This window comes from Streptomyces sp. NPDC056883 (assembly GCF_042788835.1).
Lineage (GTDB): Bacteria > Actinomycetota > Actinomycetes > Streptomycetales > Streptomycetaceae > Streptomyces > Streptomyces stoeckheimensis.
Genome location: NZ_JBHUBS010000003.1, coordinates 99004 through 116473, shown reverse-complemented (window position 1 = coordinate 116473; position 17470 = coordinate 99004). Strand labels below are relative to the sequence as shown.

Annotated in this window: 13 protein-coding genes and 1 pseudogene; 13 read left to right on the top strand and 1 reads right to left on the bottom strand. The window is 73.0% G+C overall.

Features of this window, described 5'->3' with window-relative positions:
• Window positions 1–101: 101 nt before the first annotated feature.
• The 13 genes from ACFRU2_RS09560 (at window position 102) to ACFRU2_RS09500 (ending at window position 14205) form a co-directional block, all read left to right on the top strand.
• Window positions 102–521, top strand: coding sequence for an NADPH-dependent F420 reductase (locus ACFRU2_RS09560; protein ID WP_382969877.1), 420 nt, complete (start codon window positions 102–104; stop codon window positions 519–521).
• Complete coding sequence (locus ACFRU2_RS09555; protein ID WP_382969875.1) at window positions 506–1030, top strand: (2Fe-2S)-binding protein; 525 nt, start codon at window positions 506–508, stop codon at window positions 1028–1030. Before ACFRU2_RS09560 ends, ACFRU2_RS09555 begins: the two co-directional genes overlap by 16 nt.
• Window positions 1031–1035: 5 nt before the next feature.
• The gene (locus ACFRU2_RS09550) at window positions 1036–3441 is read left to right on the top strand and encodes a xanthine dehydrogenase family protein molybdopterin-binding subunit (protein WP_382969873.1); all 2406 of its coding nucleotides are present in this window, start codon (window positions 1036–1038) and stop codon (window positions 3439–3441) included.
• Window positions 3438–4262, top strand: coding sequence for an FAD binding domain-containing protein (locus ACFRU2_RS09545; RefSeq protein WP_382969870.1), 825 nt, complete (start codon window positions 3438–3440; stop codon window positions 4260–4262). The genes ACFRU2_RS09550 and ACFRU2_RS09545 overlap by 4 nt, the downstream gene beginning before the upstream one ends.
• A gap of 35 nt (window positions 4263–4297) precedes the next feature.
• Window positions 4298–5623, top strand: a complete 1326-nt coding sequence (locus ACFRU2_RS09540) for an MFS transporter (RefSeq protein WP_382969867.1) — start codon at window positions 4298–4300, stop codon at window positions 5621–5623.
• Window positions 5620–7140 carry an ATP-binding protein gene (locus tag ACFRU2_RS09535; protein WP_382969864.1) on the top strand — a complete coding sequence of 507 codons (1521 nt, stop codon included), beginning with the start codon at window positions 5620–5622 and terminating at the stop codon, window positions 7138–7140. The genes ACFRU2_RS09540 and ACFRU2_RS09535 overlap by 4 nt, the downstream gene beginning before the upstream one ends.
• 12 nt (window positions 7141–7152) lie before the next feature.
• The gene (locus ACFRU2_RS09530; protein ID WP_243334431.1) at window positions 7153–7494 is read left to right on the top strand and encodes a nuclear transport factor 2 family protein; all 342 of its coding nucleotides are present in this window, start codon (window positions 7153–7155) and stop codon (window positions 7492–7494) included.
• 101 nt (window positions 7495–7595) lie between these two features.
• On the top strand, window positions 7596–8243 hold the full coding sequence (locus ACFRU2_RS09525) for a TMEM175 family protein (protein WP_250741394.1): 648 nt from the start codon (window positions 7596–7598) through the stop codon (window positions 8241–8243).
• A gap of 72 nt (window positions 8244–8315) precedes the next feature.
• Window positions 8316–9626 carry an IS701 family transposase gene (locus ACFRU2_RS09520; RefSeq protein ID WP_382969861.1) on the top strand — a complete coding sequence of 437 codons (1311 nt, stop codon included), beginning with the start codon at window positions 8316–8318 and terminating at the stop codon, window positions 9624–9626.
• The gene (locus tag ACFRU2_RS09515; protein ID WP_382969858.1) at window positions 9626–10789 is read left to right on the top strand and encodes an XdhC family protein; all 1164 of its coding nucleotides are present in this window, start codon (window positions 9626–9628) and stop codon (window positions 10787–10789) included. Before ACFRU2_RS09520 ends, ACFRU2_RS09515 begins: the two co-directional genes overlap by 1 nt.
• Before the next feature lie 136 nt (window positions 10790–10925).
• Window positions 10926–12368 carry a GuaB1 family IMP dehydrogenase-related protein gene (locus ACFRU2_RS09510; protein ID WP_382969855.1) on the top strand — a complete coding sequence of 481 codons (1443 nt, stop codon included), beginning with the start codon at window positions 10926–10928 and terminating at the stop codon, window positions 12366–12368.
• A gap of 196 nt (window positions 12369–12564) precedes the next feature.
• On the top strand, window positions 12565–13377 hold the full coding sequence (locus ACFRU2_RS09505) for a VOC family protein (protein WP_382969853.1): 813 nt from the start codon (window positions 12565–12567) through the stop codon (window positions 13375–13377).
• A gap of 258 nt (window positions 13378–13635) precedes the next feature.
• On the top strand, window positions 13636–14205 hold the full coding sequence (locus ACFRU2_RS09500) for a sigma-70 family RNA polymerase sigma factor (RefSeq protein ID WP_382969851.1): 570 nt from the start codon (window positions 13636–13638) through the stop codon (window positions 14203–14205).
• Between the two features lie 36 nt (window positions 14206–14241).
• Here ACFRU2_RS09500 and ACFRU2_RS09495 read toward each other — a convergent pair.
• Window positions 14242–17430: pseudogene (locus ACFRU2_RS09495) on the bottom strand (AAA family ATPase); the annotation flags it as partial.
• Window positions 17431–17470: the final 40 nt, after the last annotated feature.

Below are 17470 nucleotides of genomic sequence, written 5' to 3'. Positions count from 1 at the left end.
GCCTCCATCGCGTGCTCCACCTCCTCCCCCTCTCCTCCCCCCCCTCCTCTCTCTCCCCCCCCCCCCCTCCCCCCCCGGCCCGGTCCGAAGTCCTCGTCCTGATGGTGCCCTTCGACGGCGTCCAGGGGCTGCTGCCGCAGGACGCCGTACGGGACACCGTGCTGGTGGACGCCACCAACGCGTTCAGCGGTCCGGGCAATGCCCGCGATCTCGGCGGCCGGGGATCCAGCGAACTCGTCGCCGAATGGTATCCGGGGACCCGGATCGTGAAATCCCTGAACACCATGCATTTCGAGACGCTCGCCGTCGCCGGCACCGCGCCGGGCCCGCGTCTGGCCCATTTCACCGCGGGCGACGACGGGAAAGCCAAAGAAATAGTCGCGGGAATCATCACGGATCTCGGATTCGCTCCCGTGGACACCGGTCCGCTGCACTCCGGAGGAATTCTCCAGCAGCCCGGCGGACCCCTCTTCAACCGGCCGCTCACGGAAGCGCAGGCGCTGGCATGGACCTCTCACTGAACGTCAACGGAAGACCCGAGCAGTTCGCGGCGCAGCCGAACGAACTGCTCGTGGAACGGCTCCGCGACGGCCTCGGACTCACCGGCACCAAGGTCGGCTGCGACACCGGCCAGTGCGGAACCTGCGTCGTCCAACTCGACGGCCGCTCCGTCAAGAGCTGCCTGATCCTCACCGCGGCAGCCGCCGGCTCCGCGGTGACCACCATCGAGGGGGTCACCACCCCCGGCGGTGAACTCACCGGCCTCCAGGAGGCCTTGCGCCAGGAACACGGCACCCAGTGCGGCTTCTGCACCCCCGGGATGGTCATGGCCCTGGGCGAGCTCGTCCAGAACACCTGCGACCGCGAGGCGCCCACCGAGCCCGAGATCCGCGAGTGGCTCACCGGAAACCTGTGCCGCTGCACGGGCTACCACAGCGTCGTACGAGGAGTGCAGCGCGCCTGCTCCGCGGCCCGCGAGGACGCCTCCGCGCAGCCGGCCACCGCCGCCGTGTCCGGACAGGAGGGGTGAGGGAGATGACCGCAGTCACGGGGGAGACCCCGCTCCAGGGCAACGGCCTGCTTGGACAGCCGCTGGACAGCCGTGAGGACCCGCAGCTCCTGCGCGGCGAGGCCACGTACGTGGGCGACATCGACCTGCCGGGCACCGCCCACATGGCGATCCTCGGCAGCCCCGTCGCCCACGCGAAGATCCTCTCCATCGACACCAAGGCCGCCGAGCAGCTGCCGGGCGTGCTGAAGGTGGCCACCGCGGCCGACTTCGCCGACGTCATGCCGCTGCCCTGCATCTGGATACCCGGCGGGGTCGAGAGCCATTTCCCGCCCCACCCCTACGGACTTCCCGGCTCCCGCCCGGTGCTGTCCGGCGACACCGTGCGCCACGTCGGCGATCCCCTCGCCGTGGTCGTCGCCGAGACCCCGCGCCAGGCCGCCGCGGCGCTCGCCGCCATCTCCGTCGAGTACGAGCCGCTGACCGTGGTGACCCGCGCCGACGAGGCCCTCGCCGAAGGCGCTCCCCAGCTCCACGAGGCCGTCCCCGGCAACCTGAACGCGTACTGGACCTGCGGCGACAAGGACCGCACCGACGCGGCCATCGCCGCGGCCGAGGTCACGGTGGAGCTCGATCTCGTCAACCAGCGCACCATCAACAGCCCCATCGAGCCCCGCGGCGCGGTCGGCGACTACAACGCCGCCACCGGCGAGTACACGCTGTACGCCTCCACCCAGGGCCCGCACAACCACCGCTTCCTGCTCTCCGCGCTGGTCCTCGGCATCCCCTTCAACAAGCTCCGGGTCGTGGCCCCGACCGTCGGCGGCAGCTTCGGCACCAAGGGGTACCTGTACCCCGACATGCCGCTGGTCCTGCTGCTCTCCAAGGCGCTCGGCCGGCCCGTGAAATGGGTCGACACCCGCACCGGGCTGATGAACTCCACCGTCCAGGGCCGCGACCACCGCCAGCACGTCACCCTGGCCGGCACCCGCGACGGCCGGATCACCGCCGTGCGCTGCACGAGCTACGCCAACCTGGGCGCCTACCCCTCCACCATCGGCCCCGGCGTCGCCACCGCCCTGATGGGCCGCTCCATCAGCGGCATGTACGACATCGACGCCGCCTTCTGCGAGGTCTACGCCGCCTTCACCAACACCGTCTCGCTCGGCGCCCAGCGCGGCAGCGGGCGCGCCGAGGCCGCGTTCCTGATGGAGCGGCTCGTGGACCGCTACGCCTCCGAGATCGGCATGGACCCGGCGGCGGTGCGCCGCAAGAACCTGGTGCCGAAGGAGAAGTTCCCGTACGACAACGGCCTCGGCTGGACCTACGACTCGGGCGACTACCAGCTCAACTTCGACCGGGCGATCGAGCTCTCGGGCTACGCCGACATGCCCGCCCGCAAGACCGAGGCCCGTGCCCGCGGCAAACGGCTCGGCGTCGGCATCGCCTCCTACGTGGCGATCTGCGGGGTCGGCCCCTCCACCCGGATGTCCAAGGAGGGCATGCTCGGCGGCACCTGGGAGAGCGCGAACATCCGCGTCCACCCGACCGGCGAGGTCACCGTCACCGTCGGCTCCGCCTCCACCGGCCAGAGCCACGGCACCGTCTTCGCGCAGGTCGCCGCCGACGAGCTCGGCATCGACCCCTCGCAGGTCCAGGTGTACGAGGGGGACACGCTCAAGGCCCCGTACGGTCAGGGCACTTACGGCTCCCGCTCCTACAGCATGGCCGCGCCGGCCATCGCCCTCACCGCCCGGAAGATCAAGGCCAAGCTGGTCAAGGCCGGGGCCGTCTTCCTCGGCGTCCCCGAAGACAAGGTCGTCTACGCGGACGGCAAGGTCCACGAAGAGGGCAACGAGGAGAACGCCAAGACCTTCGCCGAGCTGGCGATGGCCATGTGGTACGGCTGGGGGCTCCCGCCCGAGATCGAGCCCGCCCTGGACGAGACCACCCATTTCGACCCGCCGGACTTCAACTACCCCTTCGGGACGCACGTCGCGGTCGTCGAGATCGACGAACTGACCGGCGAGACCGAGGTGGTGGCCTACACCGCCGTCGACGACGCGGGCCACATCGGCAACCCGAAGATCGTCCTCGGTCAGATCGAGGGCAGCATCCTGCACGGCCTCGGCCAGGCCCTCATGGAGCACGCGGAGTACGACCCGGACGGCCGGCTCGTCAGCCGCGACCTGGGCCACTACGCGCTGCCGCGCGCCATCGACGCACCCTTCTTCACCCTCGACAAGACCACCACGCCCTCCCCGCACAACCCGCTGGGAGCCAAGGGTGCGGGGGAGATCGCCACCGTGCCGCCCGCCGCGGCCGTCGTCAACGCCGTCGTCGACGCCCTGTCCGACCTGGGCGTCCGGCACATCGACATGCCCGTCACCCCCGAGAAGGTCTGGCGCCGCCTGAGAGGGGAATCCCAGTGATCCTCGCCGACTTCGACTACGTACGCCCCGTCGGCCTCGACGAGGCCCTGACCCTGCTGGCCGGCCGCCCCGGCGCCCGCGTACTGGCCGGCGGGCAGAGCCTGCTGCCCGGTCTGCGCACCGGAGAGGACCGGGCCTCCCTGCTCGTCGACCTCCGCCGGCTCGAAGAGCTCCGGGGGATCGAGCGGACGCCCGCGGGGATCCGGATCGGCGCGCTGACCACCCTGGCCGAACTGGCCGCGGACCCCCTGGTGCTGGCCGAGGCGCCGGAACTCGCCGCCGCGGCCCGCGCCAACGGAGACCCCCAGGTCCGCAACCTCGGCACCGCGGGCGGCAACCTCGCCGCCACCGGCCGGGCCACCGACCTGCCCGTCGCGGCCATAGCGGCCGGAGTCACGGCCGAACTGGCCGGTCCCGGCGGGGTGTCGACGGTCACCGCCGAGGAGCTGGCCGCCTCCGGCGTCCCGGCGGGCACCGTCATCACGGCCCTGATCGTCCCGGCGGGCGGCCGCGCCGGCGCCTTCGAGAAGACCGCCGACCGGGCGACCCGCTACCCGGTCTGCGCCGCCGCCGTACGGATCACCCCCGACGGGCCGCGCATCGCGGTCACCGGAGCCACCGCCCGCGCGCTGCGGCTGCGCGGGGTCGAGGAACGCATCGGCGGGGGCCCGTACACCACCGAGAACGTGCTCGCGGCCTTCCGCGCCGAGCCCCGGGAGCTGTTCGTCCCGGGGCGCGGCACCTCGGCCGAGTACCTCGGCCACCTCGCGGGCGTACTCACCGCCCGCGCGCTCACGAGGGCCGTACAGGCACCCGCCTGACGGTCCACGACGGGGGAGTTGAAGCAGTGGAACCGTTGCCCACGACAGCACGGACCGCGCCGTCCGCGACCACCACGGGGGTCACCTTGCGTCCAGCCGCCGGCGCCGCAGACGCACCGGGAAGCTCCGGCTTCTGGGTGGTGGGCGCGGTCCTCGTCCTGCTGATGCTCTCCTCCTCCGTCCCCTCCGCCCTCTACGTGCTCTACCAGCAGGAGTGGGGCCTGTCCTCCGGCATGATCACGGTGGTCTTCGCCCTGTACGCCGTCACCGTGCTCGCCGGACTCCTGCTGTTCGGCTCGCTGTCCGACACCCTCGGCCGACGGCCCGTCCTCGCCGCGGGGCTGGTCCTCGCGATCGTCTCCATGGGGCTGTTCGCCTCGGCCCGGGGGCTCGGCCTGCTGCTCGCCGCCCGCGCCGTGCAGGGGCTCGCGGTGGGCCTGGCCACCGGGGCCATGGGCGCCGCCCTGCTGGAACTCGCCCCGCGCTCCCGGCCCGCGCTCGGCGCCCAGGTCAACAGCGCCGGGCCGACCGTGGGCATCGGGCTCGGTGGCATCGGTGCCGGGCTGCTGGTGCAGTACGCGCCCGCTCCGACCGTCCTGACCTACCTGCTGCTCGTGGGGGCCTTCGCCGTCTCGCTGGCCGGCGTGGCCCGGATGGCGGAGAGCGCCCCGGGGCGGGCGGGCGGTGGCGGACCGGGCGGCAGCGGCGGACCGGGCGTCGGCGGACCGGGCGGGAGCCGGTTCAAGATCACCCCGCACCGGATCCACATCCCCGCCCCCGTACGCGGCCGCTTCGCCGTGCTGATCCTGACCATCGTGGCCGTCTGGTCGGTCGGCGGCTTCTACCTCTCCCTCGGCCCGCACCTGGCCCTCTCCCTGCTCCAGAGCGCCAACTACCTCGTCGGCGGCGCCACCGTGGCCCTCCTCGCCGGCGCCGCCACTGCCGCGCAGCTCCTGCTGGGCCGCACCGAGGCGCTGCGCACCGCCGTCCTCGGCCTGCTCGGCCTCCTCGGTGGGCTGGCCCTGGTGCTCCTCGCGCTCGGGCTCGGCTCGGCCCCCGTGTTCCTCGTGGCCACCGCCGTGCTCGGAGCCGGCTGGGGCGCCGCCTTCCTCGGTTCCTTCCGCGCGCTGAGCGCACTGGCCGAACCCGCGCACCGGGGCGAACTGACCGCCGCGGTGTACGTGTTCGCGTACCTCGCGATGAGCGTGCCTGCGGTGCTCGCCGGACTGCTCACCAACATCCACGGGCTGCACCGCACCTCGGTCGGCTTCATGGCCACCGTCGCCGCGGTGTGCGCGCTCGCCCTGCTGGCCACCCTGCGGCTGGCGGCCCGGAACAGGACGCAGGGGAGTACCGCATGAGCGGGATCCCGGGCGCGCCCGCGCTGCGCACCGCCCTGCGCGGGCTGGAGATCTTCGAGGGCCTCACCGAGGAGCAGCTGGACTGGCTGGTCTCGGTCTCCGAACCCCGGGTGCTCGCCGACGGCGAGGTCCTCTTCCGGGACGGGGAGGAGGCCACGGGTTTCCACGTGCTGCTCTCCGGGGGCCTGGTGGTCACCAAGGTGGTCGACGGGCGCGAGGAGGTCCTGACCCGGCACTCCACCGAGGAGGAGAGCGCGGCCGCCGAGGAGCACGACGGCAAACCCTCGGCAGCGCACCGGTTCACCGGCGAGCTGCCGCTGCTGACGGACGGGGCGTACGTGGCCACGGCCGCGGCGAGCGGTCCGGCCACCACCGTGGTGGCGTACGCGAAGCCGGTCTTCTTCGAGATGCTGACCCGCTGCCACGGGGTGGCCGCCGTACTGATCCCCGTACTGGCCTGGCGCATCAAGTCCTCCGAGGTCCAGGCCCGCAAACGGGCCACCGTCGAAGCGCTGGGCACCCTCGCGGCCGGCCTCGCGCACGAGCTGAACAATCCCGCCGCCGCCGTGGCCCGGGCCGCGCAGGAACTGGCGCCCGCCCTGGACCAGCTCACGCGCACCGCCCAGGCCTGGGGCGCGGCCGCCACCGGTGCCGAGCGCTCCGTCTTCGACCAGCTCGCGGAGGAGCTGGACAAGGCGGCGCCGCCGGTGGTCACCGATCCGCTGGCCCAGGCGGACGCGGAGGAGGAGATCGCCGACTGGGCCGAGGACGCGGGTGCGGAGCGGGCGGGGCTGCTCGGCTCCGGGGTCTCGGACCTCGGACTGGACCTGGGCGGGCTGCTGGAGCGGCTGGAGGGGGTCGGCGAGCGGGCCCTGCCCGCGGCCCTGGACCACCTGGCGGCCCTCCTGGAGATCCGTTCGCTCGCCGCCGAGCTGCGGGCGGCCGGTCCGCGGATCTCCCAACTCGTGTCGGCCACCCGGGATTACGCCAATCTCGACCGGGCCCCCGAGCAGCGCTTCGCCGTGACCGAAGGGCTGGAGAACACGCTGGTCGTGCTGCGTGCCAAGCTCGCGGGGATCGGGATCGTGCGCTCGTACGACCCGGACCTGCCCGAACTGACGGGCTATCCGAGTGAGTTGAACCAGGTGTGGACCAACCTGGTCGACAACGCCGCGGCCGCCATGGAAGGCGCCGGAACCCTCACCCTGCGCGCCCGGGTCGAAGGCGTCTGCCTGGTGGTGGAGATCGCCGACACCGGCTCGGGCATCCCCGAGGAATCCCTGCCGAGGATCTTCGAACCCTTCTACACGACCAAGGACGTGGGCAAGGGCACGGGCCTCGGCCTGCACCTCAGCTACCGCATCGTGACCCAGCGCCACCACGGCTCGATCACGGCCCGCTCGCGCCCGGGGGAGACCCGGATGACCGTCCGGCTGCCGCTGGCCGGGACCGATCCGTCCTGCGCAGTGCCGGCCGACCCCATGGTTCCCACCGCTACAACCCCATCGAAGAGCTGAAAGGGAGTCGACATGCCCAAGTACGACATCTCCACGCTGCACCCGGTGTTCGTCCGGCAGATGGACGCGCTCGCCGCCCTGGACATCGAGGCGGTCATGAAGAACTACACCGACGACGCCGTGCTGTTGCGCTTCGAGGGCGTCTCCGTCGGCATCGACGCGGTGCGCGAGACGTTCACCGGGTACCTGACGGTGAAGCCCACCCTCGTGGAGCTCCAGGAGTACGTCGAGACCGACGACACCATCTTCTACCGGGCGATCATGAACCTGAACGGCGAACCGGAGCACGCGTTCGGGACGCTCGTCGTCCGCGATGGCCGGATCTGGCGCCAGACTGCCGGATTCGGCGGCTGATTGGAGAAATCTGGGTAGCGTGTGCGGGGAGGGTGGGGATGCGCGCCCTCCCCGTATGTGCGACAGCCGTAGATATATGCAAGAAGCGTGAAGGGGAGGTCATGGAAACGGAAACCGGCCGGGTCGAGGCATTCAGTGATGGCGTATTCGCGGTCATCATCACCATCCTTGTCCTGGAATTGAAAGTTCCGGAAGAAACCGGATCCGACTTCTGGCACGGAGTGCGCGAGCAGTGGCCGCACTATGCGGCCTATGTGGTGAGCTTCCTCATCATCGGCGTGATGTGGGTGAACCACCACACCATCTTCAGTCACATCAAGCGCGTCGACCGTCCTTTGCTGTTCCTGAACCTCCTGGTGCTGATGGTCGTCTCGGTGGTCCCGTACACGACCAACGTGCTCGCCGAACACCTCATGGAAGAAGGCGGGTCGGCCAATGCGGCGGCCGTCCTCTACAGTCTGCTCACCGTGGCCTACGCCTTGGCGTTCCTGGCCTTCTGGTGGTACGTCACCCGGGTCGGACACCTCTTCCACGATCAGGTGGACAAGGCCGGCGCCCGAGCCACCAGGGTCCGCTTCGGTCTGGGTGCGATCGCCTACCCTTTGACCGTCGTCCTGGCCTTCGTCTCCGCTCCGCTCACTCTCGTCGCACACTTCCTGATCGCGCTCTACTATGCGGCGAACCAGATCCCCATCCCCCTCGTGGTAGAGGAAGAGCGGCTCGAAACTGCCAGCGACCTCAGGAAGTAGCCGCCGGGACCTACGGCCGTTATCCGCGGTCAAGTAGGGTAATGGATCTAGCTGGTCGCGGGGGAGGCCCAGATGGCTCGCGTAGTCCTGCCGGAGGAATCCACGAAGGAAATCTCCGAATTGATCGATGTTCTGATCTCGCTCTTCTTCGAGTCGTTACCCCGGCGGGACCAGCGAAACTGGGCCCGCGTATACCTGAACGGCCTCGTGCGGACCAACGGCAAGAAAACAATTCGTAACATCGCCGGAACCGGGGCCAGTTCCGTCGAGCAGAGCCTCCAGCAGTTCATCAGCAAGTCCCCCTGGGACTGGACCCCCGTACGCCGCTCCCTCGCCCAGCACCTCGAACGCACCGCGCAGCGCCCGCTGGCCTGGGTGGTGCAGCCCATGGTCATCGAGAAGGCAGGCGACCGATCGGTCGGTGTGGGGCGGCAGTTCGTACCCCAGCTGGGCCGCACCGCCAACTGTCAGCAGGCCAGCGGGATCTGGCTCGCCTCCAGCGATGCCGGCTTCCCCGTCGAATGGACCCTCACCCTGCCCGGGCCCTGGACGGCGGAACTCCTGCGCCGCCGGCGGGCCGGGATCCCCGACACGGCCCGCTCGCTCACCCCCGCCCAGGACGCGGTACACGCGGTCCAGCGGATGGCCGCCACCTGGCAACTCCAGCGCAGGCCCGTGGTGATGGAAGTCTCCAACAGTGAACTGCCGCAGTGCATCGAGTCGTTCGCCATGCAGGACATCCCCTTCGTATTCAAAGTGGACGGCACCCTGCCCGTCTCCTTCGGCGGGGCGGGCCGGCACAAACCCGGCCCGCACACCGCGCCGGCCCGCGAGCTCATCGACTCCCTGCGCTCCCAGCGCCGCGTCGTCGAATGGACCCGGCACGGCCGCGCCGAGGGAGCGGTCACCCTGCTCACCTCGGCCGCGATCTTCGCCACCCCCGGCGAGGACCGCCTCGTACCGGCGCCGCCCACCCCGCTGCTGCTCGTCGGGGCCTGGACCGAGGCCGCCCTGCTGCCCTCGGAGTTCTGGATCACCAACATCGGAGACCGGCCGCTGGCGCAGCTGTTCCTCCTCGCCAAACTCACCGACCGGGTCGCGCTCGATTTCACCGAGGTCTGCGAACCCGCCGGGATCCGCGATTTCGAAGGCCGCTCCTTCCGCGGCTGGCACCACCACGCCACCCTCGCCAGCGTCGCCCACGCCGCGATGCTGCTGGGCGCGCGCGGACGGGGAACCCACCCGTCCCCGCCCGAGCCGTACCCCGGCCCCGCCCGGACCGCCCCCACCCGTACGGTCGCAGCCCACGCCGCCGGCCCTCCGACGCTGCCGCCGAGACCGGTCATCCCCGGGCAGAGCCCGCGCCGCGAGTACATCCGCTGATGCTCGACATCGCCGAAGAGCTACGCGCGTGGTGCGCCGCAGGACGGGACTTCGCGGTGGCCACGGTGGTCTCCGTCAGCGGCAGCGCACCGCGCGGCCCGGGCGCCTCCCTGGCCGTCGACACCGGGGGCACCGCGCTCGGCTCCCTCTCCGGGGGCTGCGTCGAATCCGCCGTGCACGAGCTGTGCCTGGAGGCGATCACCTCCGGGCAGAGCAGCGTGCACCGCTTCGGATACAGCGACGACGACGCCTTCGCGGTGGGGCTGACCTGCGGGGGAGTCCTCGACGTCCTGATCACCCCGGTGCGCCGGCAGGACCCCGTGCGGCCCGTCATCGGCGCCGTGCTCGACGCGGCCTGCCGCGGAGCCCGCTCCGCACTGGGCCGGGTGGTCCGCGGGGCGCCGGAGCAGCTCGGCCGGGCCATCGCCGTGCACGCCGACGGTTCGTACGAGGGCCGCCTCGGCGGGGGCGCCGAGCTGGACCGGGCCGCCGCCGAGCGAGTCCGGGGCTGGCTCGCCGCCGGCCGCACCGGCACCGCCGAGCTGGGCACGGCCGGCGGGCTCTGCGGGCAGCCGCTGACCCTGCTCGTCGAATCGGCCGCCGAGCGGCCCCGGCTGCTGGTCTACGGGGCCATCGACTTCGCCGCCGCCCTCACCCGCATCGGCGCCTTCCTGGGCTACCGGGTCACGGTGTGCGACGCCCGGCCCGTCTTCGTCACACCCGCCCGGTTCCCCGACGCGGACGAGGTGGTCGTGGACTGGCCGCACCGGCACCTGGCCGCGGAGTGGGAAGCGGGCCGCCTGGATTCCCGTACGGCCGTGTGCGTCCTCACCCACGACGCCAAGTTCGACGTCCCGCTGCTGACGCTCGCGCTGCGGCTGCCGCTCGGGTACGTGGGAGCCATGGGCTCGCGCCGCACCCACGAGGAGCGGGCGCGGCGGCTGCGGGCGGAGGGCGTGCCGGCGGCCGCGCTGGCCCGGCTGCGCTCACCGATCGGCCTGGACCTCGGCGGGGCGACCCCCGAGGAAACCGCGCTCGCCATCGCCGCCGAGTTCACGGCCGTGCGGTACGCGGGAACGATTCTCCCGCTGGCCTGGAGCAAGGGCGCCGTCCACGGCCGGGCGGCCCCGCCGACGCCCGACCGGAGGACGAAGGTCCCGTAGGAAGCGACCATCCGGCCCCACATGTCATGGACGTTTCGCCGGGGCGGTGTGAACTCCAGGTCGTGTGAGAATGAAGTACGTGCGTTCCTCGACTGCCCTGTCGGGGTCACCTCCGAACGACTGGGATGTTCAGCACGTGCGTTTTCTCAATGACCTGAAGCCGCCGTACGACCTGACGTACGACGACGTATTCATGGTGCCGAGCCGCTCCGCGGTCGGTTCCCGCCAGGGCGTCGACCTTTCCGCGCCTGACGGCACCGGCACCACCATTCCGCTGGTCGTGGCCAACATGACCGCCATCGCCGGCCGCCGGATGGCCGAGACGGTCGCCCGCCGCGGCGGCATCGTCGTCATCCCGCAGGACATCCCGATCGACGTCGTCACCGACGTGATCTCCTGGGTGAAGACCCGCCACCTCGTGCTCGACACCCCGATCACGCTGGCCCCCACCCAGACCGTCGCCGACGCGCTGTCCCTGCTGCCCAAGCGCGCGCACGGCGCCGGCGTCGTCGTCGACGCCGACGGCCGCCCGGTGGGCGTCGTCACCGACCACGACCTGACCGGCGTGGACCGCTTCACCCAGCTCTCCGAGGTCATGTCGAAGGAGCTCCTGCTCATCGACGCCGACATCGACCCCCGCGAGGCCTTCACCAAGCTCGACGCGGGCCACCGCAAGCTGGCCCCCGCCGTCGACAAGGACGGCAAGCTCGTCGGCATCCTCACCCGCAAGGCCGCGCTCCGCGCGACCCTGTACACCCCCGCCACCGACGCCAACGGCAAGCTGCGCATCGCCGCCGCCGTCGGCATCAACGGCGACTTCGTGGCCAAGGCCAAGCAGCTGCTCGACGCGGGCGTGGACACGCTCGTCATCGACACCGCGCACGGCCACCAGGAATCGATGATCAACGCGATCAAGGCCGTCCGCGCCCTCGACCCGCAGGTCCCGATCGTGGCCGGCAACATCGTCGCCGCCGAGGGCGTCAAGGACCTGATCGACGCCGGCGCCGACATCATCAAGGTCGGTGTGGGCCCGGGCGCCATGTGCACTACCCGCATGATGACCGGTGTGGGCCGCCCGCAGTTCTCCGCGGTGCTGGAGTGCGCGGCCGAGGCGAAGAAGTACGGCAAGCACGTCTGGGCCGACGGCGGCGTCCGTCACCCGCGCGACGTGGCGATGGCGCTGGCCGCCGGTGCGTCGAACGTCATGATCGGCTCCTGGTTCGCCGGTACGTACGAGTCCCCGGGCGACCTGCAGCAGGCGGCCGACGGCCGCCTGTACAAGGAGTCCTTCGGCATGGCCTCCGCCCGCGCGGTCCAGAACCGCACCTCGGAGGAGTCCTCCTACGACCGCGCCCGCAAGGGTCTCTTCGAGGAGGGCATCTCCACCTCGCGGATGTTCCTGGACCCGGCCCGTCCCGGCGTCGAGGACCTGATCGACTCGATCATCGCGGGCGTCCGCTCCTCCTGCACCTACGCCGGTGCGGCCTCCCTCGCGGAGTTCGAGGAGAAGGCCGTCGTCGGCATCCAGTCCGCGGCGGGCTACGCCGAGGGCAAGCCGCTGCACGCCAGCTGGAGCTAGTCGCTTCGTCACCACTGCGCCGGGGTCCCCGTGGGGGCCCCGGCGCAGTGCTGTCCGCGGCCCGTCCGAGTGAGCCCGGGCCTTCGGGGACGTACGGCCGTCACAGCGGTGTCGCCCGCCCCGCCCGGGGACCGACGGGCGGGGGCAGGTGTCCGGTGCCAGGCTGGTCGTACTCGACCCGCGAAAGGCAGTCGTCATGATCACCACTGACTTCGTCCCCGGCTCCCCCTGCTGGCTGGACCTCGGCGCACCCGACGTCCCGGCCGCCGCGGCCTTCTACGGAGCCGTCCTCGGGTGGGACTACGAGTCCATGGGAGAGGGGGAAGGCGGCGAAGGCGGCGAAGGCGGCATGTTCCGCAAGGACGGCAAGATCGTCGCCGGACTGGGCAAGCTCACCGAGGAGGGCGCCCGCCCGGCCTGGATGATCTACTACAGCGTCCCCGACGCCGAGGCCACGACCCGCGCCGTCCAGGGCGCCGGCGGCACCGTCCGGGTCGAGCCGAGGAAGCTCGACGAGTGGGGCACGATGGCGCAGTACAGCGACCCGCTGGGGGGACAGTTCGCCGTCTGGCAGCCCGGGGAGAACAAGGGCGTCGACCTCGTGGACCAGCCGGGCTCCCTGTCCTGGACCGAGCTGTACACGAGCGACGCCACGGCCGCCCGGGAGTTCTACGGCGGCGTCTTCGGCTGGCAGTTCGGCGATATGCAGATGCCGGGCGGCGAGGGCACGTACACCCTGATCACCCCTGCCGGGCAGCCCGAGGGACGCATGCAGGGCGGACTCATGGAACTCACCGCCGAGGACCTCGCCGTGGCGGGCGGACGGCCGTACTGGCACCCGGTCTTCCACGTCACCGACTGTGACGCGGCGGTCGCCGAGGTCACGGCGCGCGGCGGCAGCGTGCAGATGGGGCCCGCGGACGCCGAGGGCGTCGGCCGGCTGGCCGTCTGCCTCGACCCGTCGAACGCCGACTTCGTGGTGCTGACCCCGTCCCCGTCCCAGGACTGAGCCCCCCGGCCCCTTCCTCGCGGCCCCTTTCTCGCGGCCCCGCCGCCGTCCGCCCGGACGGCTGCGGGGCCGTTCGCGTACCGCCGCGCCCGCCGCCGCCCACCTCGTCGGCCGGACGGGGGACGACCGTTCACCGACGGGGGACGACCGGTGGGCGCAGGGTGCGGTGGGTTACGTCAGGCGGCGGATAACTCCACGCGCGCGGTCCGGCACGCTCGGTGCACACCGAGCCGCATCCCGACCCGGAAGGGGTAGCCCATGTCGCCCATGTTCGCGACCGCCGGCACCGTCACGGTCAGCCGCCGCCGCACCGATGCGCACGCCCTCGCCCGGCTGGAGAGGGAACACGGCAAGGCGCTCCACGGATTCCTCCTCGGACTCACCTTCGGTGACCGCCACCGCGCCGAGGACCTCGTCCAGGAGACCCTGTTCCGCGCATGGAAGCACCCCGAAGCCCTGGAGAGCGGCGCCCACGCCTCCATGCGGCCCTGGCTGTACACCGTCGCCCGGCGGGTGGCCATCGACGCCCGCCGGGCCCGCCTGTCCCGCCCGGCCGAGGTCGGCCCCGACGGGCTGGAGCAGTCGCCGGCCGACGAGGACCGCACCGAGCGGTCGGTCGCCGTCCTCGACGTCCGCGAAGCCCTGCGCCTACTCAGCCCCGATCACCGGGCCGTGCTCCTGCTCATCTACTTCCGCGGGGCCAGCGTCTGCGAGGCCGCCGAAGAGCTCGGAGTACCCGCCGGCACGGTCAAATCCCGTACGTACTACGCCCTGCGGGCCCTGCGCGCCCTCCTGCCCGGCTACGATGACGGCCACCTCCGCGCGTGAGCGGACCTCCAGCTTCGCCAGGATGTGCGAGACATGGGTCTGCACGGTCCGGCGGGACAGGAACAGCGCCGAGGCGATCTCCGGGTTCGTCCGGCCCCGCGCTACCAGCACCGCCACCTTCAGCTCCGCCGGAGTCAGCGCCTCCCACCCCCGCGCGGGCCTGCGCCGCGCAGCCCGGCTGCCCCGCCGCACACCCAGGCTCCGCAGCCGTCCGTCGGCCCGGGCGATGTCCCACCGGGCACCGAGGAGCTCGTACGAGGCCACCGCGCCGGTCAGCGCCGACCGCGCGCCCGGCAGGTCCCCGTGCCAGGCCCGCGCCACCGCCAGGTCCTCCAGGGTCTGGCCCGCCACCAGCCCGCCCCGCGCCAGCGCCGCCGTCTCCGCCAGCAGCTCCGGGTCCTGCGCGAACAGCCCGCGGCAGCGCAGCAGCGCCAGCGCCGGACCCGGCTGCTCCGGCAGGGCCGCCGCCGTGCGCGCGCAGGCGGCCACCGCCGACCGGGCCGCCTCGGTGTCCCGGTCCTCCAGCGCGAGCCGGACGGCCTCCGACAGCGCCCAGGGACGGTCGAAGGCCACCGCCTCGTCCACACCGTCCTCCAAGGCGGGCAGCAACGCCTCCAGCGCCTCGCGGGGGTTCCCGTCGCGCTCCGCCAGCAGGGCGCGGGCCAGCAGGACGTGCGCGGTGTGCCGACGGGCCGCGGGCGGCTCGTACGCGTCCGGGCCCAGCTCGGCCAACTCCGCCCGGGCGGCGTCCCGTTCGCCCCGGTGGCCCAGGATCAGGGCGCGCAGCCCGTGGGTCAGCACCGGCAGCCAGCCGTCCGAGACGGGCATGCCCTCCGCCCGGGCGAGGCCGGCCAGCGCGGCGTCCCAGTCGCCGAGCCGGTAGCGGAGATCGGCCAGCAGGGCCTCCGTCACCACGAGCCGGCCCGTCGAACCGGTGCGGGCCGCCAGCTCCCGGGCCTCCCGCAGCGCGGCCGCGGCGGCGTGCGGCTCGTCGAACCGCAGGTGCCCCTCGGCCTGGTTGGAGAGCAACAGCAGCCGCATGTCATTGGCGGCCGGGCTCCGGCGGGCGTGCGCGATCCCGGCCGCCACGTGGCGCAGCGACTCCCGGCCCCGGTTCAGGTGGAACAGCGCGAAGGCCATGGCGTGTTCGGCCTCCGCCCCGCACAGCGGATCGCCCAGCTGCCGCGCCCGCGCGACCAGCGGTCCGGCCAGCACGTACGCCTCCTCCGGCCGGTGCAGATCGGCCAGCGCCAACACCCGACACGCCTCCAGCCGCAACCGCATGGCAGCACGGCCGACGGCCCCGGGGGGCGCATGCCCGGGTGATGCCTCTTGGGCGGATGCCTGCCCGGCCGGCACCTTGTTGGTCGACGCCGCCTCGGTCGATGCCTGCACGGCTGGCGCCTCCTTGGTCGACGCCGCTTCGGTCGACACCGGCTGGGCCGGTGCCTCCTGGGCGGATGCCTGCACGGCTGGCGCCCCCTTGGTCAACGCTGCCTCGGTCGATGCCTCCTGGGCCGAGGGCTCCTTGGTCGGCGCCGCTTCGGTCGACACCGGCTGGGCCGACGCCGCCTGGGCGGATAGTTGCCCGGCTGGCGCCTCCTTGGCCGACGCCGCCTCGGCCGATGCCTCCTTGGTCGACGCCGCCTCGGTCGATGCCTGCTGGGCCGAGGGCTCCTTGGTCGACGTTGCCTCGGCGGAGAGCTCCTGGGTCGGCACCTCCTCCGTCGATGCCTCCTCGGCCAGGGCCTCCTCGGTGACCTTCAGGGAGCGGGCCATGTCTCCCTGGATCATCAGCGCCGACACCAGTTTGAAGGCGAGGGCGGCCCGCCGTCCGGGATCCTGCGTTCGTTCCCGCAGGGTGCGGAGCAGTTCCACCGACTCCGGCCGGCGCAGCATCAGCGCGGCGTCGGCGAGCCCGTCCTCCAGGGCCTCCCGGTACGGATCCCCGGCCCGGTCGGGCTGCCGGGCCGCGCCCTGTTCCACGGCGCGGCCCAGCAGCGCGGCCGCCGTTTCGGGCGCCACCGCGATCAGGGCCTGCGCCGACTCCGCCGTCCACCGCACCGCCCACGGGTCCAGCGCCCCGCCCGCCAGCAACTGCCCCGCCGTCCGGACGGGATCGAGCCCGGCCTCGGCGAAGGCCCGCGCGGCGTCCTGGTGGAGGACGCTGCGGGCGGCCCGCGGCAGCTCCGCGTACAGCGCCAGCCGCACGGCCGGCTGCCGGAACCGCAAGGCCTCACCACCGGCCGGGAGCCCGCCGGGCAGGGGGCCCGGTTCCAGTACGCCGGTCAGCAGGGGGGTCTCCAGGTCCGCGAGCAGCTCCGGGACCGGCAGCGTCCGTACGAGAGCCAGCTCGCGCGCCGTGAAGGCCGGTCCGAGCAGGGCGGCGTGCCGGAGCGTGGCCAGGGCCGCCGGGGGGAGCCGGCTCAGCTCCCGGGTCGCCGTCTCCGGGGGCGGCGGCAAGTCCCCGACCGGGAGCGTCAGTTCGGCGGAGTCCGCGCGGACTTCGATGATCCCGGACCAGTGCGCGAGCAGCTCCCGCAGCAGCCGGGGATTGCCGCCCGCGTGCCCGGCGGCCTCGCGCAGCCGGGGACCGGGCGCCGCGCCCAGCACCTCCCGCACCAGCGCGGCCGACTCCGCCCCCGTCAGCGGCTCCAGCCGGAGCGTCCGCCCGCCCGGCCCGCCGCCCAGGGAGGCGCACAGCTCCTCCACGTCCGCCCGCCGGGGCAGCCGCCGCCGGGACGCCAGCAGCAGCAGCGGCAGCCGCTGCGCAGCGCGCGCCAGGTGGCGCCACAGCAGCAGGGAGGCCGGATCCGCCCACTGGAGGTCGTCCAGGGCCAGGAGCAGCGGCCGCCGCGCACACCACTCCTCCACATCGGCCGCCAGCAGGTCCACGGCCGCCAGCAGCGCCCCGCCCGGTTCGGCCGACCGGGCCGCCTCCCGCAGCAGGGCCAGCGCCCGGGCCCGCCCGGGGCCGGCCGGATGCAGGCAGTCCAGCGCCGCGCGCAGCGGAAGTCCGGTGCCCAGCGCCTCGGCGGCCCCGTACCGGACCCGGCAGCCGAGTGCGGCCGCCTCGGTCAGCGCCTCGCGCAGGAAGGCGGTGCGGCCCGCGCCCGGCTCTCCCTCCACGACCAGGCAGGCTCCGCCGCCCTCCGCACCTGCCCGCACCCACGTCCGCAACGCATCACGGCACTCGTCGCGGTGCTGTTCTCGCCCGACCCGCACGTCGGCGATCCCTCCGGTCGTTCGCGCCCCCTCCAGGATG

What these genes read in the sequence shown, in the direction of transcription:
- ACFRU2_RS09560 (WP_382969877.1), top strand. Translation starts at nt 102, where the DNA reads ATGGTGCCCTTCGACGGCGTCCAGGGGCTGCTGCCGCAGGACGCCGTA.
- ACFRU2_RS09555 (WP_382969875.1), top strand. Translation starts at nt 506, where the DNA reads ATGGACCTCTCACTGAACGTCAACGGAAGACCCGAGCAGTTCGCGGCG.
- ACFRU2_RS09550 (WP_382969873.1), top strand. Translation starts at nt 1,036, where the DNA reads ATGACCGCAGTCACGGGGGAGACCCCGCTCCAGGGCAACGGCCTGCTT.
- ACFRU2_RS09535 (WP_382969864.1), top strand. Translation starts at nt 5,620, where the DNA reads ATGAGCGGGATCCCGGGCGCGCCCGCGCTGCGCACCGCCCTGCGCGGG.
- ACFRU2_RS09530 (WP_243334431.1), top strand. Translation starts at nt 7,153, where the DNA reads ATGCCCAAGTACGACATCTCCACGCTGCACCCGGTGTTCGTCCGGCAG.
- ACFRU2_RS09525 (WP_250741394.1), top strand. Translation starts at nt 7,596, where the DNA reads ATGGAAACGGAAACCGGCCGGGTCGAGGCATTCAGTGATGGCGTATTC.
- ACFRU2_RS09520 (WP_382969861.1), top strand. Translation starts at nt 8,316, where the DNA reads ATGGCTCGCGTAGTCCTGCCGGAGGAATCCACGAAGGAAATCTCCGAA.
- ACFRU2_RS09515 (WP_382969858.1), top strand. Translation starts at nt 9,626, where the DNA reads ATGCTCGACATCGCCGAAGAGCTACGCGCGTGGTGCGCCGCAGGACGG.
- ACFRU2_RS09505 (WP_382969853.1), top strand. Translation starts at nt 12,565, where the DNA reads ATGATCACCACTGACTTCGTCCCCGGCTCCCCCTGCTGGCTGGACCTC.
- ACFRU2_RS09500 (WP_382969851.1), top strand. Translation starts at nt 13,636, where the DNA reads ATGTCGCCCATGTTCGCGACCGCCGGCACCGTCACGGTCAGCCGCCGC.